Below are 21,126 nucleotides of genomic sequence, written 5' to 3'. Positions count from 1 at the left end.
CATGCCGGGCGGCAAGTCAGCAGCGTAGGGCGGGCAATTAGTTTAGACTTGCGCTATAAAATTCAGGAGAACCAATGAGTATTACGATAGATGCAGTAAAAGCAGCGTTGACCGGTGTTATCGACCCGAACACGGGCAAGGATCTGGTCAGCAGCCGTTCCGCAAAAAACATCCAGATTAACGGCGATAACGTCATTTTTGACGTGGAATTGGGTTATCCGGCGAAAAGCCAGATAGATGGTATCCGTAAATCAGCGATTGCTGCAGTGCGCACCATCGAAGGCATAGGCGCAGTGACAGCTAATGTGCATTCGAAAATCGTCGCCCACTCCGCACAACGCGGCGTGAAGCTGATGTCCAATGTCAAAAACATCATCGCAGTTGCTTCCGGCAAGGGCGGCGTCGGTAAATCCACGACTTCCGTCAATCTGGCGCTGGCGCTGGCTGCCGAAGGCGCGCAGGTCGGTATTCTCGATGCAGATATTTATGGCCCGTCGCAACCAATGATGATGGGTATTTCCGGTCGTCCGGAAACCATGGACGGCAAAACCATGGAGCCGATGGAAAACTACGGCTTGCAGGTGTCGAGTATCGGTTTCATGATCGATCCGGACGAACCTATGGTCTGGCGTGGTCCTATCGTGACGCAAGCCTTGTCGCAATTGCTGGAACAAACCAACTGGCGCGACCTGGATTACCTCATCGTTGACATGCCGCCAGGCACCGGCGACATCCAGCTGACGATGTCGCAAAAAGTACCGGTCACCGGTGCCGTCATCGTGACCACGCCGCAAGACATCGCTTTGCTGGATGCACGCAAGGGACTGAAGATGTTTGAAAAAGTCGGCATCCCGATTTTGGGCATCGTCGAAAACATGAGCACACATATCTGCTCCAACTGCGGTCATGCTGAAGCCATCTTCGGCGAAGGCGGCGGCGAAAAAATGTGTGGCGAGTACGGCGTCGATTTCCTTGGTGCCTTGCCATTGACGATGTCGATACGTCAGCAGGCCGATTCCGGCAAGCCGACTGTAGTCGCCGATCCGGATGGTCCTATTGCCGTTATCTACAAACAGATCGCACGAAAAATCGCGATCAAGGTGGCGGAAAAGGCGAAGGATATGTCGTCCAAGTTCCCAACGATCGTGGTTAAAAACGATTAATTTTTTCGTCCGCTTCACTTGATACCTGCATAGTTTGCAGGTATGGTTGTTTCGAAGTAATTTTCTCTGGCGTGGATACTTGGGTATCCACGCAGTTTACTCATCGTTCCATTCCGCGATTGCAGTTTCAATCCGGTTTGCAATTTCGGCGCACAATACATCGTGTGCCCCTATCCGAACAGGCAGCCTTGCCGTCATGAGGAAACATGGAGACTGAAGCAATCAGCGTTGGCGTCATCATGCAACGCACACCACTTGCCAATCGCTGGCAACCGTTTCAATGGCTCCCCATTGAAATTGTCGGCGCTATTGTTTCCCACGACCACGCTCCGAGTTGCCTGCGCAATGATCCCGACGATATGCGCTGGCTGTTCAGCGGCATACAGGTCAATCTCTCCAGCAGCGAAGCGGAAGGTTACTTCCTGAATATCAGTGCTCCCGCACCGTGCTGGTTCATCATGTGGCGCATCGAAGAAATCGACGGCGTTGAACTGGCGGTTCCGAAGTCGGTCACGCTTTCCTATAATGAAGCAGCACGCCTGATGGATGGTGGCGAGCGTGTTGATACCTTGCCGGCTTCGCCGGAAGTGATCGCGCTCCTGACGAATTTTACCGGCGAGTATTACCATCCGGAACCGAAGCGCAAACACAAGAAACCTTCGTTTGAAGGTGGTGAGGGCGTAGACAAGATGGCGCGTGCCGAAGGTGACGAACATGGCCGCTGATGAGTTTTTTGCGCGTTGGGCAAAGAAGAACGCCGAGTCCGCCCAGGCGAGCAAGAGCTTGTCCGGCAAGGACGCAAGCGAACTCGTGCCGGATAGTGCAGCGTCCGCAGATGTCGCGCCGGAACAGCAGCCTGTGCCTACGATGGATGACGTCGCAAAGCTGACGCATGACTCGGATTACTCGGGTTTCATGGCGCAGGGTGTGGATGAATCGGTCAAGCGTTCGGCGATGAAAAAATTATTCACCGATCCGCATTTCAATATCATGGACGGGCTGGATGTCTACATTGAAGACTTCAATAAATTTGAGCCGATGACGCCAGCCTTTATTGCGGGGCTGAGCCATGCCAAGGGTTTGCTGGATCCTTTAGCGCAATTGAAATCACCGTTGATGAAGCTGCTGGATATGCAGCAAGATGAGGTCAAGGGTGAAACTGAGCCGCTCGTTACCGAAGCCATCGAACAGGCGGATATTCAGAACGCGGCAGATGGAGCAGTGCAAGACCTGCCGTCCGAAGAAGCGGCGGAAAGTAGTGATACAAAAATAAATACAACAAATACAAACAAGGAGCCCAACGTGTCCTCGCACGTTGACGAAACTTAAATCGTAGTCCCAGCCAGCATAGAAGCCAGCCAATGACCACAGAATTCAAAGTATGTAATTGCAATCGCACCATGCCGCTGGACGCACAGTCGGGTGTGCAGATGGGGCAAGCGCTTGGTACTGATGCGCCACTGAGCATGCATAGCGAACTATGCAGACGCGAAGTGACTTCGTATATGCAGGCGCTGGACGGGGTTGATGATGTCGTGGTCGCCTGTACCCAGGAGCGCAGCCTGTTTGGTGAAATCGCGCAGCAAAAAAATTCCGTCGCGCCACTCCGGTTTGTCAACATCCGTGAAACTGGCGGATGGGGCGCCCAGGCTAAAAATTCTGTACCTAAAATGGCGGCCTTGCTGGCCGCCGCCGCTTTGCCGGATCCCGATCCTGTTCCTACGGTTGATTACCAGTCCGGCGGTCATGCACTACTGATAGGAACAGCAGATCGTGTCTTGCCATGGGCGACGCGCCTGGGCGAACAACTGGATGTCAGCGTATTGTTGACCGCCGGCGCGAGTGGTGAAATGCTGCAGGAACATAGCTTCCCGGTTTTTTCCGGCAACCGTATCGCTATCAATGGCTGGCTCGGTGCTTTCACGGTGCAATGGCAGCAGGCCAATCCTATCGACCTTGAAGCGTGCACCCGATGTAATGCCTGCGTCGATGTCTGTCCGGAAAACGCGATCGACCTGACGTATCAAATCGATCTGAGCAAATGTAAATCACATCGTGATTGCGTCAAGGCTTGCGGCACCATAGGCGCGATCGATTTCTCGCGCAGCGCCACGCAACGCAGTGCGGAATTCGATTTGATTTTTGATTTATCGGATACACCTGTATTGACCTTGCATCAACCACCGCAAGGTTACTTCGCACCGGGCAACGACACCCAGCAGCAGATGACGGATTCCTTGCGCATCACGCAAATGGTGGGTGAATTCAGCAAGCCTAAATTCTTCCTCTACAAAGAAAAACTCTGTGCGCATGGTCGTAACGGCAAGGTTGGCTGCACCGCGTGTATAGACGTGTGCTCGGCGGAAGCGGTCAGTCATAACGGCGACCAGATTAAAGTCACGCCTAATCTTTGTGTCGGTTGCGGTGCCTGCACCACGGTGTGCCCGTCCGGTGCGCTGGCGTATGCCTATCCGCGCGTTGCCGATACCGGCACCAGACTGAAAACCATGCTGACGACTTATGCCAGGGCAGGCGGTACACAACCCGCATTGCTGATCCATAATCAGGAGCAGGGCGCCGGGCTGGTCAATCAGTTGGGCCGCCTCGCCAAAGCTAATGGCAAACTCAAGGGTTTGCCGGCCAATGTGATCCCGCTGGAGTTGCATCACATCGCTTCAGTCGGCATCGATTTCTGGCTGACGGCGGTGGCTTATGGCACTACCCATATCTCCATTCTCGTGACGCAGCAGGATGCGCCGCAGTATGTGACCGCATTGAATGCGCAGATAGACATCGCACAAACCATATTGAGCGGGCTCGGCTATACCGGCGTGCACTTGTCGCTGATACAGGCGCAAACACCGGCGCAACTGGATACCGGCCTGTCCACCATCCAGCCGGCGCAAGTGCCGCAGCAACGCGCCTTGTTCAATATTGCGGCCGACAAGCGCAGTGCGCTGGAACTGGCGATCGATCACCTGAAAACCCATGCGCCGCAGCAGGTTGAGCAAATAGCCTTGCCTGCAGGTGCACCTTTTGGCCTGGTAACAGTCAACAAACAAAGCTGCACTTTGTGTATGTCTTGTGTCGGCGCCTGCCCGGAATCTGCGCTGACGGATAACGCTAATCTGCCGCAGCTACGCTTCATCGAAAAGAACTGCGTGCAATGTGGCCTGTGTGAAAAAACCTGTCCGGAAAACGCCATTAGCCTGACGCCGCGCCTGTTGTTGACGGATGTGGTGAAGCAGGCCGTTGTATTGAATGAGGCGCAGCCGTTCCATTGCATCAGTTGCCAGAAACCTTTCGGCACGGCGCAGATGATAGAGAACATGGTGAGCAAGCTGTCCTTGCACGGTGCGTTTGCCGGCAACGTAGACAGGCTCAAGATGTGTCCTGATTGTCGTGTGGTCGACATGATGGCGAATAAACAGGAAGCGCTTATCACCGATTTGAAGAGACGATAGATGCGCTGCGAAGTACATCCGCATCGCTGCAGTTTTTGAATAATTCATTTACCCAGGAATGCCATGACGACTGCCCAGGCCATTAAATTTGAATCCCAGGATCAGGGCGAAGAAACTGCGCGCGCCGATATTTATGGTTTGCTGGCGACGCTCTTGTACGCGCCGCCAGCGCAGACCTTGCTGGATACGATAGCTGCCGCGCCAATGCAAGGCGAGAGCGGGCTGGAGCTGGCCTGGGCTGACCTGGTCGCCGCCTGCAAAACCGCGCGGCAGGAAGCAGTGCGCGAAGAGTATGAGCAACTGTTCATCGGGGTCGGCAAGCCGGAAGTGATGCTGTACGGCTCGTATTATCTGTCCGGATTTTTAATGGAAAAGCCGCTGGCGGAATTGCGTACTGATCTGATGCAGCTGGGTTTGCAACGCTCGGACGATGTGGTGGAAAGTGAAGATCATCTGGCCACCTTGTGTGAAGTCATGCGCTATCTGATTGCATCGGATGATGTGGTGAATGCCAACCTGATCACGCAAAAAAAATTCTTCAGCGATCACATGCAAGCCTGGGTCGTCAATTGTTGCAATGCAATAGAAGACAGTGCAAATGCGCGTTTCTATAAGCCGGTGGCACGTCTGGCGCGGCAATTCTTTGAGGTGGAGATGCAGGCTTTTGATATGAGCCTGGATTGACATTTGTTAATTCTCCGGGTTTGCGGCTTTAACGAAAATTTAATTTTCATTTCGACGACTTTAATTGTGCAAGTTGCTAAAAGGTATGCTAACTTCTAGTCAAGTTTGATATAAGATAAAAAAAGCATATTACGTCCTGACCCAATTTACAGGAGACGATCATGTCTGAGCAGTCCAAAACCCCTCGCCGTAATTTCCTCGCAGGTTTAGGTGTGGTCGCCGCTGGCGGCGTCGCCGCCAAACTGGCTCCCGAATCAGTCACCACTGCAGTTTCCAATGCGCTTACTACGCAAGAGCCTGATGGCAAAAGCTACCGGCTGACTGAGCACGTCAAAAAATACTACCGCACCACCACAATCTAAATACGGGGTGACAACATGCTGTTAACTCGCAAAAGCAACGCTGTAGAGCGTTCGTCTGCACGTTTTTCATCCAGCCTGGCCGACAGCTTGTCGCGTGCGCTGCCGACCATGGATAGACGTGGTTTCCTTAAACGTTCCGGTATTGGTATCGGTGCCGGTATCGCGGCGGCGCAACTGGGCCTGATCCAGAAAGCCAAGGCGGCAGATGGTGCCAAAGGTGGCGACGGTAAGAAGATAGAGGTCAAGCGCACCGTTTGTACACACTGCTCCGTGGGCTGCGCCTCCGATGCGATTGTGGAAAACGGTGTGTGGGTGCGCCAGGAGCCGGTGTTCGATTCGCCTATCAACCTCGGCGCGCATTGCGCCAAAGGTGCGGCACTGCGCGAACACGGCCACGGTGAATATCGCCTGAAGTATCCGATGAAGCTGGTCAACGGCAAATACCAGCGCATGAGCTGGGATCAGGCACTCAACGAAATTTCGGCCAAGATGCTGGAGATCCGTAAAGCCAGCGGTCCGGATTCGGTTTACTTTGTCGGCTCGTCCAAGCACAACAACGAACAGGCTGCGCTGATGCGCAAATTCGTTTCCTTCTTCGGCACGAATAATACCGATCACCAGGCGCGTATCTGTCACTCGACCACGGTTGCAGGTGTTGCCAACACCTGGGGTTATGGCGCGATGACGAACAGCTATAACGACATGCAGAACTCCAAGGCGGCCTTGTACATCGGTTCGAACGCCGCCGAGGCGCATCCGGTATCGATGCTGCACATGCTGCATGCGAAGGAAACCGGTACCAAAATGATCGTGGTCGATCCGCGCTATACGCGCACTGCTGCGAAAGCCGATCAATACATCCGCATCCGTTCCGGTTCCGATATTCCATTCCTCTGGGGCGTGCTGTATCACATCTTCAAAAACGGCTGGGAAGACAAGAAGTACATCAACGACCGCGTCTATGGCATGGAAAAGGTCAGGGATGAAGTCATGAAATGGACGCCGGAAAAAGTCGAAGAGGCTTGCGGCGTACCGGAAGCGCAAGTGTATAAAGCCGCTGAAACCATGGCCATGAATCGTCCTTCTACTATCGTCTGGTGTATGGGACAGACCCAGCACAGTATCGGTAATGCGATGGTGCGTGCATCCTGCATCCTGCAACTGGCTTTGGGTAACGTCGGTAAGTCCGGCGGTGGTACCAACATCTTCCGCGGCCACGATAACGTACAAGGTGCGACCGACGTTGGTCCTAACCCTGATTCGCTGCCTGGCTACTACGGTCTGGCAACGGGCTCCTGGAAGCACTGGTGCGCAGTGTGGGGCGTCGATTACGAATGGGTGAAGAAACAATACGTCTCGCAAGAGATGATGGAAAAATCCGGTACCACCGTATCGCGCTGGGTCGATGCAGTGCTGGAGAAAAGTGAAAACCTTGATCAGGACAACAGCGTGAAAGCGATGCTGTTCTGGGGACATGCGCCTAACTCGCAAACGCGCGGTCTGGACATGAAAAAAGCGTTCGACAAACTCGATTTGCTGGTCGTGATTGATCCGTATCCGTCCGCGACAGCTGCGATGGCGGCGATGAAAGTCGATGGCCAGGAACTGAATCCGAATCGTGCGGTGTACCTGTTGCCGGCGGCTACGCAGTTCGAAACATCAGGGTCGGTGACCGCATCCAACCGTTCCATCCAGTGGCGTGAAAAAGTTATCGAACCGCTGTTTGAATCGCGTACCGATCACATGATCATGTACCAGCTGGCGCAAAAACTCGGCTTTGGCAAAGAGCTGGTCGCCAGAATCAAACTGGTCCCGGGCAAAGGCGGCATGATGGAACCGGAACCGGAAGCGATGCTGGAAGAAATCAATCGCGGTACCTGGACCATCGGTTACACCGGGCAATCGCCGACGCGCCTGAAAGCGCACATGCGCAATATGCATCTGTTTGATGTGAAGACGCTGCGCTGCAAGGCTGGCAAGGATGCGGAAACCGGTTACGACATGGCTGGTGATTATTTCGGCTTGCCTTGGCCATGCTACGGCACACCGGAGCTCAAACATCCGGGCTCGCCTAATCTGTACGACACCTCGAAAGCGATGATGGACGGTGGCGGTAACTTCCGTGCCAACTTCGGCGTCGAGCGCGAAGGCGTCAGTCTGCTGGCGGAAGATGGTTCGCATTCGCTGGGTGCCGACATCACCACCGGTTATCCGGAGTTCGATCACATCCTGCTGAAGAAACTGGGCTGGTGGGACGACCTGACCGAAGCGGAGAAAAAGGCTGCAGAGGGCAAGAACTGGAAAACCGATCTGTCCGGTGGTATCCAGCGCGTCACGATGAAGGTGCACGGCGTGCATCCATGGGGTAACGCGAAGGCGCGCGCCGTGGTCTGGAACTTCCCTGATCCGGTACCGCTGCATCGTGAACCTATCTATGGCACACGCCCTGATCTGGTCGCGAAGTATCCGACGCATGACGACAAGAAAGCGTTCTGGCGCATGCCAACCCTGTACAAAACACTGCAGGACAAAAACGTCGACGCCAAACTCTACGAGAAATTCCCGATCATCCTTACTTCGGGACGTCTGGTTGAGTACGAGGGCGGCGGTGAAGAAACGCGTTCGAATCCATGGCTGGCTGAGCTGCAGCAAGAGAACTTTGTCGAGATCAATCCGAAGGCAGCCGAGGCCAGGGGCATACGTAATAACGAGTATGTCATCGTCTCTACGCCTACCGGTGCGCGCATCAAGGTCAAGGCGCTGGTGACGGTGCGGGTAGCAGAAGACACGGCCTTTATTCCGTTCCACTTCTCAGGCTGGTGGCAGGGCAAGGACATGCTCGATTCCTATCCGGAAGGCGCATATCCTATCGTGCGTGGTGAGGCGGTGAATACGGCGACCACCTATGGTTATGACTCGGTGACCATGATGCAGGAAACCAAGACCACCATTTGTAATATTGAAAAAGCGACTGCATAGCCGCGGTATCTGGCCATAACGGTGAAGTAAAAACTGACAGATATCCAAGCTAAGGAGAAATCAAAATGGCACGAATGAAATTCATCTGTGATGCAGAGCGCTGTATCGAATGCAATGGCTGCGTAACGGCCTGCAAAAATGAAAACGAAGTCCCGTGGGGCGTGAATCGTCGTCGTGTGGTCACTATCAATGATGGTGTGATCGGCCAGGAAAAATCGATTTCGGTCGCCTGCATGCATTGCTCGGACGCACCTTGCATGGCGGTGTGCCCGGTCGACTGCTTCTACCGTACCGAAGAAGGCGTGGTCCTGCATGACAAGGACATCTGCATCGGTTGTGGTTACTGCTCGTACGCCTGCCCGTTTGGCGCACCGCAATTCCCATCCAACGGCACCTTCGGCTTGCGCGGCAAAATGGATAAGTGCACCTTCTGCGCCGGTGGCCCGGAAGAAAACGGTTCCAAAGCCGAGTTTGAAAAATATGGCCGTAATCGTCTGGCTGAAGGCAAATTGCCAGCCTGTGCGGAAATGTGCTCGACCAAGGCTTTGCTCGGCGGCGATGGCGATGTGATTGCCGATATCCTGCGCACACGCGTATTGCGGCGTGGCAAAGGCAGCGAAGTCTGGGGCTGGGGTACTGCCTACGGCAAGTCGCATAATCCTGACGCCAAAGCACCGAACGGAGGCAAATCATGATGCGCGCTTTAATGCTCTCCGTGATGGCGCTGGCCTTGTTCGGTTGCGGTGAAAAAGTCCAGTCACAGGCCAACGCCCGCGACGCCGGTGATGCACCGCCATGGTCGGGTGCGAAGAATGATCCCTACGTAATCAAAGGCTGGACCGCCGGGAATAAAACCGAGTGGGAAACGCAGATGCGTACGCGTGCTCAAACGCAGAACGAGTACGCAAAAACCAATTAATGCAGCCGCGAGGGGATTTATCATGAAAACATGGTTTGCCAAACTCGCCGCCGGACTGACGCTGCTGGCAGCGACTTCCGGCCTGGCGCTGGCACAGGCGAGTGATCCCGCAGCCGCCAAGCCTGCGGCACCACCTGCCGTGCAAAGTATGTCGAATATTGAGTCTGACGATATCCTTTACATGAAGCAGAACCAGGCTGAACGTACACAGGTGCAACCAGGTAATCTGGCACCTGTATACAGACAGGTCAAAGAAGGCGGCGAGCATTATTCCAGTCTGCCGGCACTTGAGTCCGGTGTGCTGATCCAGCCCAAGGCACAGTTCCCTGGACAGGCTCGCGCGACGACTGCAGGTGAAGCCTGGCGTCTGTATCGTAATGGTCCGTTGACCACTTATGGCGGCTGGCTGATTATTGTTGCGATACTTGGCATCACCGCGTTTTACTTCGCAGTCGGCACCATTAAACTGAAAAGCGGCCGTACCGGTCGTCTGATCGAACGTTTTACTTCACTTGAACGCATTACTCACTGGACGGTGGCGATCAGTTTCCTGACGCTGGCTTTCACTGGCTTGCTGATGTTGTTCGGCAAGTACATCGTATTACCTGTGTTCGGGCATACGGTATTCGGCTGGCTCGCTTACGCCTGTAAAAACATACACAACTTCGTCGGCCCGGTGTTCACCGTGTCACTGATCGTGATGTTTGCGATCTTCGTGAAGGATAACTTTCCGGGCAAAGGTGATTTGCAATGGCTGAAAAACCTCGGCGGTGCGCGCGGTCATGCCAGTGCAGGGCGCTTTAACGCCGGTGAAAAACTCTGGTTCTGGGGCGGCATGGTGTTCCTCGGCCTGATCGTCAGCGCTTCCGGCTTCGTGCTCGATATGCTGGTGCCGGGCATTCTGTACACCCGCGGCAATATGCAGATTGCACACATCATCCACCTGGTGGCGGCGGTGCTGGTATTCAGTGCTTCGCTGGCGCATATCTACATCGGTACGCTGGGCATGGAAGGCGCGTACAAAGCGATGAAGACCGGTTACGTCGATGACGCATGGGCGAAAGAGCATCACGACCTCTGGTATGCAGATATCGAAAGCGGCAAGATTCCACGCGTGCGTACGCCCGAAGAGACGGAAAAAGCAGGCACACCGGTCAAGGCTGTTTAAGGAGATATGCAGATGAAAAAAATACTGATCGCATTGCTCGGCACCATGGTCATGGCCAGTGCTACAGCGAAATTGCCGCCGCCGAGTGATGAAGCCAAGGCCAAGGCGGCGGAAACCAAGAACAAGGCCGGATGGTCAGATAAAGTTGCTGCTTATCAGTTGTGTGAATCGCAAAACAAAGTGGCAGCGCTATACTTCAAACGTACCGGCAAGGCCAAGCCGGATATTGCGGTGCCGCCATGTACCAATCCTGGTCCTTACGTAGCACTGCAAGTCGCCACATCTACCGTTGGTGTGGCCGATGCCAAGCCGGTACCTGCTGCCGGTGCCAAGAAGTAAAGTAGATCTCGGTTTTCCATCGCATACGCCTGTCCGGGCGTATGCGTGTTATCTGCTGAAAACAGCCTGATGGCGCGCATACCGCTATAATCCCACCTGCAGCACCGAATACCGGATAGTCGAGCTGACTATTTGCTATTTCACGCCTGAACGCATCATGTTTTGCATGATCCCGATAATGGAGCAGCGGCGTTTTGCCCTGTCCAAGATAAGTGACCGCCATGTCGTATCGCCCCGAATTTTCCAGTACACCGGTCAAGTTGACGTATGACGTCAATGCGGTCGACGAAACCGCGCGCACAACGCCGCTGGAGATTCCGGCCGAGCGTCCGTTGACGGTGTATGTGGATCAGCGCGAACTGGTCACGCTAATGACGCTGGGGGCGGCGCCCGAAGCATTGACCCTGGGATATTTGCGCAACCAGCGACTGGTGCAGACGATAGAAGAAGTCGTGGCTGTCCATGTGGACTGGAACCAGCATGCGGTGCACGTCACGACGCGTGACGGCATCGCCAATATCGAAGAACGCACAGCCAAGCGCGTCGTCACCACCGGTTGCGGCCAGGGCACGATGTTTGGCGGCTTGATGGATGAAATCGACAGCATAAGTTTGCCGACCGATGCACGACTCAGGCAATCGACATTGTATAAAATCGTCAACACGATACGCATGCAGGATTCGGTCTACGCCAAAGCCGGTTCGGTACATGGCTGCGGTTTGTTTACAGCCGAAGGCGAATTGCTGCATTTCATCGAAGATGTAGGCCGTCACAACGCCGTCGATTCGATTGCCGGCATCATGTGGCTGGAAAATATCAGCGGTGCCGACAAGGTGTTCTATACCACCGGGCGCCTGACTTCCGAGATGGTGATCAAGGGCGCGCAGATGGGCATGCCGTTTTTGATTTCTCGCTCCGGTACTACGCAGATGGGACATCTGGTCGCAGAGAAAGTGAATATGACTTTGCTGGCGCGCTGCACCGGCAAACACTTCCTGCTGGTGACCGGCAAGGAGCGCATGATTTACGAGCCACATCTGCTGGATAGTTCGTTGCGCGTCGCCTGATTTAATTTATCTGCTCTCAAGGCTGCATTATTTCGGTGCATGCGTGCGACTGGGTTAGAATTGCGGCTACAAAAATGAATCAGCGACACCTCAGTCGTAATATGCCTCCTTATGTCCCTTATTGACGCTACCCAGGCTGCCTTTGGCTTGCTCTTTTCGGGCGATGCTGTGCTGTGGCGCATTATCTGGATCTCGCTCAAGACTTCCATCATCGGCTTGCTGATTGCAACGCCGATCGCCGTGCTGATCGGTTACCTGATTGCGACCCGTGAATTTATCGGGCGTCGCATTGTGATCTGGATTGCACAGGCCGCCTTGTCCCTGCCTACCGTATTGATCGGACTGTTGCTCTATTTGATGTTGTCACGACAGGGGCCTATGGGTTCGCTGCAATGGCTGTTTACCCAGTCGAGCATCATCCTGGGCCAGGTTCTCATCGTGTTGCCGGTACTGATTGCCTTCACTTTGTCAGCAGTGCAGGCGGCTGATCCGCGTCTGGCGGAAACCGCGATTGTGCACGGTGCTTCCAAATGGCGTGTGATGCTGACCGTGCTGCATGAAGTCAGGTTTGGCGTGATGGCAGCTGTTATCAATGGTTTTGGCCGCGTCATTTCAGAAGTCGGTTGCGCGATGATGGTGGGTGGGAATATCGCCGGTGAAACGCGCACGATTACGACCGCGATAGCGCTGGAAACCAGTAAAGGCGAATTTGCGCAGGGTATCGCGCTGGGCATCGTCCTGATTGCCTTCGCCTTGCTGATCAATGCTGCGATGATGTTGTTGCAGGGCGATACGCGACCAGCGAGGAATATGTAATGGATGCACTTTTATCTATCCAGCGTTTGCAAAAGAGCTTTCATCAGCGCCGCCTGCTTGATATAGAAGATTTGTCGATAGCTCAGGCACAGGCGTATGTACTGACGGGTTCCAACGGTTCGGGCAAGAGCACGCTGATGCGCATACTGGCCGGACTTGAATCAGCGGATACCGCAGAGGTGAAATTCCAGGGAGATGCGGTACAGCTGGCACCGTACCCGCGTCTGATGCGTGATGCTATCGTGTACGTACACCAGCATCCGGTCATGTTTTCTACCAGCGTCGAAGAGAATATAGCTTACGGTTTATCCGTGCGTGGCGTAGCGAAAAACATCATCGCCGAAAAAGTAGAGGAAGCGATTGCATGGGCAGGTATTGCGCATTTGCGCGCCAGCATACCGAACTTCCTGTCCGGTGGTGAGAAGCAGCGCGTAGCACTGGCACGTGCACGCGTGTTGTCGCCGAAGTTGTTGCTGCTGGACGAGCCGACTGCCAACCTCGACGGTGCTGCGCGTGAACAGGTGATTGCGCTGATCCCGACCCTGGTCAACGAAGGTGGCAGCGTCATCATGGCTTGCCATGACAGGGATTTGATCGCATTGCCGGGAGTGCAGCGCCTGAAGATACGTGACGGAAAGCTGGAAATGCGTCCGGTGAATTTACACCCGCAAGCAGGGATGCCTGCTTAAGTCAGCCGTAGTCAGAGCTTAGGGTAAGTACAGGCAAAACAGCGCACCGCCTTGCGGCAAGTTGTGCAAACGGGTGCGTCCCTGTCTTTCACCATTCTTATGCGCAGCGGCGATGGCAGAACACAAGGCCATGCCCATGCCGGTTGATTGCTTTTCTTCTTCGGTGCCGAGACCGGGTCCGTCATCCTGTACGGTAAACACCGTTTCTTCCGCCACGGTTTTGCAGCCGACGACGATAGTCGATTTGGCAAAGCGCAAGGCATTTTGCAGCGCTGCATCCAGTGCCAGTCCCATCAGATTCTCATCGAAAAATACTACTGGCGGCATGTCGTCGGTATCCAGCGTGATGCTGATTGCGGCTTTGCTGTGATTGCGCAACAAGCCCTTCAGGAAGTCTTCCGGATTGACCGCTTCTATGCGCGGATGCAAGCCTTGTTCCGCCGCCTTGTACAAGGTGAGGAAACCCACCATCTTGTCGCGCAAGTTCTGGCAGTGATGGTGTGCTTCGGTGGCCTTGCCCTGATCCAGGTCTAGCGTCAGCGCGGAGAGTTCACCTTCCAGTTCACCCAGCGCATTTTTCAGATCGTGCACGATGATGGCGGCCAGTTGCGGATCCATGCTCAGGCCTCCACGCTGGCTTTGACCAGGGTTTCGCGCAGGAAGCGATACATCTTGGCGACGCGTTCGCTATTGGGCATCAGGACATCAAGTTGCGCCAGATAGGCGTTCACACGTTCGACATAGTTGCGATCCAGGCCTTTCTGGCTCATCCACAGCAGATGCAATTGCGCTGCCGCCAGCAGCACACCGGTGTTTTCAGGTGTTGCGGTCAGTGCTTCTTCCAGTTTGGCCAGCGATTCATCGAACTGGCCGGCGCGCATTAATTGCGTGGCCTGCTCGACGATGAGGGCACCTTCACTGATCGCTTCATCAACGACTTTTTCGATCAAGGCTTCATTGCCGGTGTCTTGCAGGACGCGGCGAGCGAAGGCGACCAGGCGGGTGTTTTCATGATCGGCCTTGATCGCCTTGGCGACGATGCGCGCACCTTCTTCATCCAGGCCGATGCAAAATGCTGCTTTGGCCAGGGTCAATGTATGGATGTCGGCACGTATGCCATCGGCCAGTTCTTTGGCTGAAGCGAAGGCCGCTTGTGCCGAGTTCATATCGCCAAGGCGGGCAAAAGCTTGTGCTGCTATGGTGGCCTGACGTGCGGCGAAGTAGGGATCGTCGTGATGATCCTGTGCGGCTGCGCTGAGTACCGAGAGTGCATCTGCCGCATCGCCGATATCGACCTGCACCTGCGCCAGTGACAATGCGTCGGATGCCTGTGCGGTGAGTGAGCCGCGGGTATGCGTGAGCGCCTTGTTGAAAGCCTGTCTCGCCTGCTCGAGGTTGCCGACACGGTAGGCCGCATCGCCCATCAGGCGACTGCGCCGCGCTGATGGTATGACTTCATAGGATTTGTTGTAGGCGTCGAGTACCGCTTCTTCATTGCCCTGCGCTTCGGCGATTTGCGCGAGCAAATCGTAGGCATCGACGAATTGCACATTGCTTTCCAATACTTCGCTGACCTGTTTTTTTGCCTGGTCGAGCTGACCAGCAGCCTGGTCGCAGCGTGCGAGGCCGAGCCTGGCCCATACCAGGTCGTTACGTAAAGCCAATGCTTTGCGATAAGTCGCTCGTGCCTGTTCGATATTGCCTAGTTCCAGTGAGGAGCTGGCCTTGATTTTAAGAATGTCGACTATCCACTTCGGTTCGGCGGCGAGTACGGTATCGCATTCGGCGATGGCACCTGCCAGGTCTTTCATTTGCAGGCGGTCGGTGATGGGTTTCAAGGCTTGTTGCCGGTCCAGCAGACGTTCCAGGCGATCCGCGATTTTTCCTCCGGTCAGAGGCTTCACCATATAGGCGTCAGGCTGGAACTCGGCGGCGCTGGCCACGCTGTCGTAACTGCTTTCAGCCGTCACCATGAAGAACATGGCGGTCGGCGACAGCAGTTTTTGCGAGCGCAGGTATTCCAGCACTTGCTGGCCGTTGGTTTCCTTGTTCAGATTGTAGTCACAGATGATGACGTCGTAATGGGTATTACGTATGCGTTTGATTGCATCATTCGGCGTTGCAGACTGGTCGACCTGTTCGATACCGAGCTGACCGAGCTGGGTGCGGATGTTTTGTCGCATCGTCTGCATGTCGTCCACAACCAGTGCGCGCAGCTTGGCAAGGCGGGTATTGAGGATGGTAGCCATTGTGGGGCAGGGAATTGGGATGCCCCATCATACGGCTATGTCTGCGTGCTTGCCATTAAAAAATGTTTTCTATGCAAGTGTTTGCAACGGTCTCCCAGATTAAACCGGTAATGCTGCACGATGTCGGGCGGCGGTGGCTGCCAGTGCGGAATGTGCAATCGTGTAGGACGGCATTTCGAATGCAGGCGAACTCAGTGAGCGTGCCACGCGTGGCCGGTGGATGATGGCCGGAACCGATAAGGGCAACACGATAGGTTTGCAATGCACAGGGCCGCGTCGCTTGATGATTTCAACCGACATGCGGCCATCAGCGGCGGGTTGGCACAGCATGCGCAAAGGGGCCGGCGAAGACTGGTTTTGCGCTTCCAGCGGACGGAATACGAAAGTCAGGCCATCGTTGGTGGCCGCCATCAGTTGCAGGCGGCGCAGATGGTCAGGACGCGCTTCCGGCAACCAGCACAATAAGGCGCCAAAATGTACGTTCTTGACTGCCTGTTCTACGGCCCAGATGCGATCCATGGGCTTGTCGGCTTCGATCAGGATCAGGTGGTTTTTATCCAGACCTAGGTCGGACAAAGCGGCGGAAATATGCGCCGGCGCCAGCAAAATCACGGTTTTGCCTTCTTGCGTCAGGCGTGTCAGGGTAGGTGCCAGCAGGCGCAGTTCACCGATATCAGGCTGGGCCAGCAGCAATTCGATCAGCACGGAAGCAGGCCAGCCGCCATTTGGCAATTCCAGATCCAGCGCACGATAAGCGGATGGCTGTGGATGTGCACGAGCGGTTTGTGCCGACTCTGCAGTCCATGCGGCGTCTGGGAAGGAAACTGCTGGGAAACTGAAATTGCTTGCGACTGCGGCCATAAAACCTCCAAATGCTGTTTTGGGATAACGCACCCGATGAGCAGGTGAGTTAGCAATATACTGTATAAACATACAGTATAAAAGGTTTTTTTATAAAAATTTTCTGACAGTCGTTGGCGTGACTTTCCGGCCTTTCTATATCCAGTCTATTACTTGCCAGTCTCGGCCTTACCTTCTGTCAGCGCCATTTTTCGGCGTAAACGCTGGGCTTCAGCCGCATCCCCGGCTTGCTCTGCACGCATCGCCTGTACCCCCAGCCAGGCCAGTAAAGGCCGACGCCAGCCCTGAGCGGAGGCGGTTTCTACAGCGGCACTGATGACCGCCGGGGACGCGCGTTTGCCTTGTAACAGGACACCTGCGGCAACCAGGCGGGATAGCGGATCTTCGATACCGAGCATGGCACTGGCAGCGGCGCTGTCCGAGCTGGCACCGGCGATGGCACGGTGCTGTGCCGGTAACTGTGCGATCTCAGATGGCTGAATGTGGCCCGCCAGGTAGTTGGCATACGCGATTTCGGCGGCGGGTGCGTCCTGCCGCAGTTTTTCAAATTCGGTGCAGCTATCCAGTACCAGGCTGGCGACCTGGGCTGCGCAACGTCTGAGTTCTACGCGTGCCAGCAGGTCTATGCGCCCGGTGCGGGTGACTTCATTGCGCGCATACAGGAATTCCTGATCGGCGACGCGCGTATTCCCTGTGAGGTAGGCATTGCTGGCGCGCTCGGTCGCATCCTTGGCATTGATTCGCCAGTCGGGTACCGGTTTGCCTGCGCATGCGGCTAACAGCAGGGTGATCAATAGAGCAGGGACGAGACGGATAGTCTTCATGGCAGGTTCAACTCCGTGTCGCGGGCAAATGGCCATTTGCGGTTGATTTCATTCACCAGTTGTTCCACCTTGCGCAGGCTGCGATCCACATCGGCGCGCAAGGAACCGAGGTCGCCACTGGCTGCTTTGGCATTGCCGCTGATGACTTGCGCGTCGGCCAGTACCGTATCAATTTTCTTCAGGCTGGTGCGCGCCTCGCCCAGCATGGCGTTGAGTTGGACGATGGTGGCCTGGCTGTCGCCATCCTTGCCGAAGACCTGCTTGTCGGTTTTCACCAGCAAGCCATCGACCTTGGCCAGTACATCGTTGGCGCGATCCAGTGTCTGCAGGATTTTTTGTGCATCCTTGTCGTTACCGACCAGTGCGCCCAGCGCACCATGTTTGCCATTGAGCTTGTCGGTCAGGCCTTGCAGATTGGTCAGGCTGGCATTGAGTGCGGATTCGGCTGAGGTCAGGTTGTTGACGTTGTCGATTAACTGCTTGGCGGCGGAAACCAGCAGCGGAATTTCGGCTGCCACGTCGCCGACCAGCAAGGTGCGCTCGGCACCGGCTTCCAGCGGCGGATCAGTGGGAACGCCGGTAAAGGCGCGGATGCGCGGGCTGCCGACTATGCCGCGTTCCATGGTGAAGATGCTGGAGCTGCGCAGCCAGTGCGCATCTTTGCTGGCGATCGCGACCAGGATGCGCGCCTTGCCATCCTTACCCAGTTCGATACGGTTGATACGGCCGACCGGGAAACCGGAAAAGGTCAGGTCCATGCCGACGCTGACGCCGTCCGAATCATCGGCCAGCAAAACCAGTTCCTGCGTCGCTTCAAAGGCACCACGTGCATACATCAGGTACGCGACTGAGCCCGCAATCAATGCGACCAGGAAGATCAGCAGGATGGCGGCCTTGAATTCGAGGTTGTGCGGCACGACCGCACGCAATTGCGCGTTCGGCGAGGCTGGATTCGGTGTCTGTTCTGGTGGTACTTGCATGGCAATCAGGCACAGCCTTTTTCAGGGTTAGAAATAATTGCCCATCAGGGAAGCAATCTGTATCAGCAGGATAACGAAGAACAGCCTGACCATGGCCGCCAGTTCGCTGGCGGCCTTGAGGCGGCTGGCAAGTGGTTCCCGCGGATTATCGTAAAGCGATGACGCCATCGGAATCAACGATACAGCAAGACTGAAGAATAAAGTTTTCAACAGAAAAATCATCGATACCGACGGATTGAATATCTGGCCGACCACGCGCGTGTAGTCGGCCAGCGCCCATTGCGTGAAACCGTAGATCGACAGATAGGTCAGGATCAGCGCCAGTATGCAACTGACGGCGGCCAGCATCCAGACCGAGAAGATGCCGGCAATCGCACGCGGGAAGAATTCCGTGCGTATCGGGTCCAGGCCTTGTTGCCGCATCGCCAGCAGATCGCCGCGCCTGCGCATTTCCGCCAGCTCGACGCCGTCGGGCAAGGTGCGGCGCAATGCGACGAAGAGGGCAGCAGTCAGCGGAATCAGTTCCAGCACCAGCATACGCACCACCATATCCAGCGCGTATTTGGACAGACCGTAGCTTAGTGCGGTGACCATGACGATACGGATCAGGATGACACTGATTAGCGAAGACAGCAGCGAAAACCAGATCAGGTTATTGCTGGTGCCGAGTACCAACTGGTGCGCGATCGCATAGCGATGCTCACGCTTATAAGTAGTGGGCGAAAAGGTCAGCGACAGTACGATGACGCCGAACAGCAGTATGCGCCAGCCGCCCAGCAGCCAGCTGAAGGCTGCGCCGCCGGTACGTACTACGGATTGCGGGACGGGTACTTTTACGCTCATGCGAATATGTTAGCAGTGAATTGCCTGCATATTTCATTCTGTAGCCGAAAGTAGCGTGAGTTCGCATTGCGTACTTGTATCCGGCGTGCAATGCCGTAAGCTTGCATCTTGTGATCCACAGACAAATAAACTTATATGGATTTCTTCAAGCCGGAACGCATAGCCCACCTCAAAGCCATGTCGGATGGCGGCAAGCCCTTTGTCTTTGATGATGGCGATATACGTACGCTGCAGTTTGATGAGCGCATAGTGCAGAGCGCGATGCGTTTGTCCGCGCCGGATGAACTATTGATTCCTTACACGCAGGCGATGACGGGTTTCCTGCTATTTAACCCGGCGCCTGCACATATTCTGCTGATAGGCCTGGGCGGTGGTTCACTGGTCAAATATTGCCATCGGTATTTACCCGCGACCCGGCTCACAGTGCTGGAAATAGATGCTGACGTGATCGCTTTGCGCGGGCAATTCATGATCCCTGCGGATGATGAGCGGCTGCAAGTCGTGCACGCGGATGCGCGCAGCTATTTGCGCCAGATGGCGGACGCAAGTGCAGATGTGATCTTGCTCGACGGTTTCAATGCTGACGGTGCAGTAGCAGAATTGAATAGCCGTGCCTTCTTCGATGACTGTCGTCGTGTGCTGCGTGATGGTGGCGTCTTGCTGATGAATATGGCTGACGACATGAATACGGCGACTGTCGCATTGACCGCAGGCCAGTCCCTGTTCACGCTGGGTCGTCTGTGGTGGCTAAAGACGGTGGAGGGCAACAGTCACCTTGCCGTGATGCTAAAAGCGGCTGACACCGTGCCTGATGCAGATTTGCGCGACACCATGATGCGTATGTGCCGACAATTTTCGCTGGAACTGATTTATCCGCGCCATCTGGTGTGAGGAGCACACGCAAAAATCAGCATTTGAAAATAATGCCTGCAATTTTTACAAAGCTGCACGTATTAAGCATCCGGCATCAACATTCGAGATTGATTAAAGCGAGTCCGCTTTCCGGGTCGAATGTGCGTTTCAGATAGCTGGGTGCTTCGGTCAGTATTACTTCGAGCGTAGGGCGTACATAGGCTTCCAGCAAATGCCCGCCATGTGCGCTGCCATCACGTTTGCCAACGACGACATGTGCATGGATCTTCGCCTCGCCATCCTGCAGCGCGATATCACCTATCAGTGACAGCACTTCAACCTGCTCATTCACAGGGATTTTTTCATAGTCCTTCTGGTTCCAGTCGAAATAGCCCAGAGTCGCGCTGCTAAACGCGCCTATTGCAGTGAAGCGGCTGGCGTTCAGATTGTTTTCCCGGGCGAAACGCTGAATTTGTGAGACGACTTCTTCACCGGTTTCTAAAATGAGTACATAGGTCTTTTCCGGTGCGTCGTTAATGATTTTGCTTTGCATGTTAAGCTAACCTCACATTGTTTTCGATCTTGTTTGTCAACAGCTATACAGTTTCAGTTCCCTTGCACAAGCAAGCTGTAATTTGAGACGTCTGTCTGGCGCCTGCTTGTCATCTGCTTTGCGTGCATCTCTGAAATAGTTGGGAACTCTTGTTTGTTCTGCATCTCCAACTGAGCAAAATACGGACCACCATGTCAATCTAAAAACCGCGTCAGCGGGGAGGAAGAAATATGGTCAGTACTACCTGCACGCATGCTCTTGCCCTATGCGGGACGCTTCATATCCCGCCGCGCTTTGTTCATAAGCAGCATTTC

General features: G+C 55.0%; 22 protein-coding genes. 15 read left to right on the top strand and 7 right to left on the bottom strand.

Features of this window, described 5'->3' with window-relative positions; translation table 11 throughout:
* The first annotated feature begins 74 nt into the window (after positions 1-74).
* The 14 genes from apbC (at position 75) to DBR37_RS01075 (ending at position 13,650) form a co-directional block, all read left to right on the top strand.
* Positions 75-1,163: an iron-sulfur cluster carrier protein ApbC gene (gene apbC, locus DBR37_RS01140; protein ID WP_124572465.1), complete on the top strand. Its 1,089-nt coding sequence runs from the start codon at positions 75-77 to the stop codon at positions 1,161-1,163.
* 206 nt (positions 1,164-1,369) lie between these two features.
* Entirely contained in the window at positions 1,370-1,888 is a 519-nt protein-coding gene (locus tag DBR37_RS01135) for a DUF3305 domain-containing protein (RefSeq protein WP_124572464.1), read from the top strand.
* The gene (locus DBR37_RS01130) at positions 1,878-2,492 is read left to right on the top strand and encodes a DUF3306 domain-containing protein (protein WP_124572463.1); all 615 of its coding nucleotides are present in this window, start codon (positions 1,878-1,880) and stop codon (positions 2,490-2,492) included. The genes DBR37_RS01135 and DBR37_RS01130 overlap by 11 nt, the downstream gene beginning before the upstream one ends.
* Positions 2,493-2,524: 32 nt before the next feature.
* Complete coding sequence (locus tag DBR37_RS01125) at positions 2,525-4,627, top strand: 4Fe-4S binding protein (protein ID WP_124572462.1); 2,103 nt, start codon at positions 2,525-2,527, stop codon at positions 4,625-4,627.
* Between the two features lie 63 nt (positions 4,628-4,690).
* Positions 4,691-5,311, top strand: a complete 621-nt coding sequence (locus tag DBR37_RS01120; RefSeq protein WP_124572461.1) for a molecular chaperone — start codon at positions 4,691-4,693, stop codon at positions 5,309-5,311.
* A gap of 161 nt (positions 5,312-5,472) precedes the next feature.
* The gene (locus DBR37_RS01115) at positions 5,473-5,673 is read left to right on the top strand and encodes a hypothetical protein (RefSeq protein WP_124572460.1); all 201 of its coding nucleotides are present in this window, start codon (positions 5,473-5,475) and stop codon (positions 5,671-5,673) included.
* 15 nt (positions 5,674-5,688) lie between these two features.
* Positions 5,689-8,652 (top strand): formate dehydrogenase subunit alpha, encoded by a 2,964-nt coding sequence (locus DBR37_RS01110; RefSeq protein WP_124572459.1) that lies wholly within the window; start codon positions 5,689-5,691, stop codon positions 8,650-8,652.
* A 65-nt stretch (positions 8,653-8,717) separates the two neighbouring features.
* Positions 8,718-9,347 carry a formate dehydrogenase FDH3 subunit beta gene (fdh3B, locus tag DBR37_RS01105; protein WP_124572458.1) on the top strand — a complete coding sequence of 210 codons (630 nt, stop codon included), beginning with the start codon at positions 8,718-8,720 and terminating at the stop codon, positions 9,345-9,347.
* Entirely contained in the window at positions 9,344-9,571 is a 228-nt protein-coding gene (locus tag DBR37_RS01100; protein ID WP_124572457.1) for a hypothetical protein, read from the top strand. The genes fdh3B and DBR37_RS01100 overlap by 4 nt, the downstream gene beginning before the upstream one ends.
* Positions 9,572-9,593: 22 nt before the next feature.
* On the top strand, positions 9,594-10,739 hold the full coding sequence (locus tag DBR37_RS01095) for a formate dehydrogenase subunit gamma (protein ID WP_124572456.1): 1,146 nt from the start codon (positions 9,594-9,596) through the stop codon (positions 10,737-10,739).
* Positions 10,740-10,751: 12 nt separating this feature from the next.
* The gene (locus tag DBR37_RS01090) at positions 10,752-11,078 is read left to right on the top strand and encodes a hypothetical protein (RefSeq protein ID WP_124572455.1); all 327 of its coding nucleotides are present in this window, start codon (positions 10,752-10,754) and stop codon (positions 11,076-11,078) included.
* 221 nt (positions 11,079-11,299) lie between these two features.
* Positions 11,300-12,145, top strand: coding sequence for a formate dehydrogenase accessory sulfurtransferase FdhD (locus DBR37_RS01085; protein ID WP_124572454.1), 846 nt, complete (start codon positions 11,300-11,302; stop codon positions 12,143-12,145).
* Between the two features lie 111 nt (positions 12,146-12,256).
* Positions 12,257-12,961, top strand: a complete 705-nt coding sequence (locus DBR37_RS01080; RefSeq protein ID WP_124572453.1) for an ABC transporter permease — start codon at positions 12,257-12,259, stop codon at positions 12,959-12,961.
* Positions 12,961-13,650, top strand: a complete 690-nt coding sequence (locus DBR37_RS01075; protein WP_124572452.1) for an energy-coupling factor ABC transporter ATP-binding protein — start codon at positions 12,961-12,963, stop codon at positions 13,648-13,650. Before DBR37_RS01080 ends, DBR37_RS01075 begins: the two co-directional genes overlap by 1 nt.
* 18 nt (positions 13,651-13,668) lie before the next feature.
* Here DBR37_RS01075 and DBR37_RS01070 read toward each other — a convergent pair whose 3' ends face one another.
* The 6 genes from DBR37_RS01070 to DBR37_RS01045 all read right to left on the bottom strand — a co-directional run bounded on the left by DBR37_RS01070 (position 13,669) and on the right by DBR37_RS01045 (position 19,407).
* Positions 13,669-14,268: a sensor histidine kinase KdpD gene (locus tag DBR37_RS01070; RefSeq protein WP_124572451.1), complete on the bottom strand. Its 600-nt coding sequence runs from the start codon at positions 14,266-14,268 to the stop codon at positions 13,669-13,671.
* Positions 14,269-14,270: 2 nt separating this feature from the next.
* Positions 14,271-15,899 (bottom strand): tetratricopeptide repeat protein, encoded by a 1,629-nt coding sequence (locus DBR37_RS01065; protein WP_124572450.1) that lies wholly within the window; start codon positions 15,897-15,899, stop codon positions 14,271-14,273.
* A gap of 99 nt (positions 15,900-15,998) precedes the next feature.
* A complete protein-coding gene (gene imuA, locus DBR37_RS01060) occupies positions 15,999-16,760 on the bottom strand; it encodes a translesion DNA synthesis-associated protein ImuA (RefSeq protein WP_124572449.1) in 762 nt (253 codons plus the stop codon).
* A 149-nt stretch (positions 16,761-16,909) separates the two neighbouring features.
* On the bottom strand, positions 16,910-17,584 hold the full coding sequence (locus tag DBR37_RS01055; protein ID WP_233588239.1) for a hypothetical protein: 675 nt from the start codon (positions 17,582-17,584) through the stop codon (positions 16,910-16,912).
* Positions 17,581-18,564 carry an MlaD family protein gene (locus tag DBR37_RS01050; protein ID WP_124572447.1) on the bottom strand — a complete coding sequence of 328 codons (984 nt, stop codon included), beginning with the start codon at positions 18,562-18,564 and terminating at the stop codon, positions 17,581-17,583. Before DBR37_RS01050 ends, DBR37_RS01055 begins: the two co-directional genes overlap by 4 nt.
* A 27-nt stretch (positions 18,565-18,591) precedes the next feature.
* Positions 18,592-19,407 (bottom strand): ABC transporter permease, encoded by an 816-nt coding sequence (locus DBR37_RS01045; RefSeq protein WP_124572446.1) that lies wholly within the window; start codon positions 19,405-19,407, stop codon positions 18,592-18,594.
* A gap of 135 nt (positions 19,408-19,542) precedes the next feature.
* Between DBR37_RS01045 and DBR37_RS01040 the strand changes: the two genes are divergently transcribed.
* Positions 19,543-20,298: a fused MFS/spermidine synthase gene (locus tag DBR37_RS01040; RefSeq protein ID WP_124572445.1), complete on the top strand. Its 756-nt coding sequence runs from the start codon at positions 19,543-19,545 to the stop codon at positions 20,296-20,298.
* Between the two features lie 76 nt (positions 20,299-20,374).
* Here the strand turns inward: DBR37_RS01040 and DBR37_RS01035 are convergent, their stop codons facing one another.
* On the bottom strand, positions 20,375-20,812 hold the full coding sequence (locus DBR37_RS01035) for a PPC domain-containing DNA-binding protein (protein ID WP_124572444.1): 438 nt from the start codon (positions 20,810-20,812) through the stop codon (positions 20,375-20,377).
* Positions 20,813-21,126 lie beyond the last annotated feature (314 nt).

This window comes from Herminiimonas sp. KBW02 (assembly GCF_003852535.1).
Classification (GTDB): Bacteria; Pseudomonadota; Gammaproteobacteria; order Burkholderiales; family Burkholderiaceae_D; genus Oxalicibacterium.
Note: the sequence above shows the minus strand (reverse complement) of the source record. Positions and strands in the feature narration are given on the sequence as shown.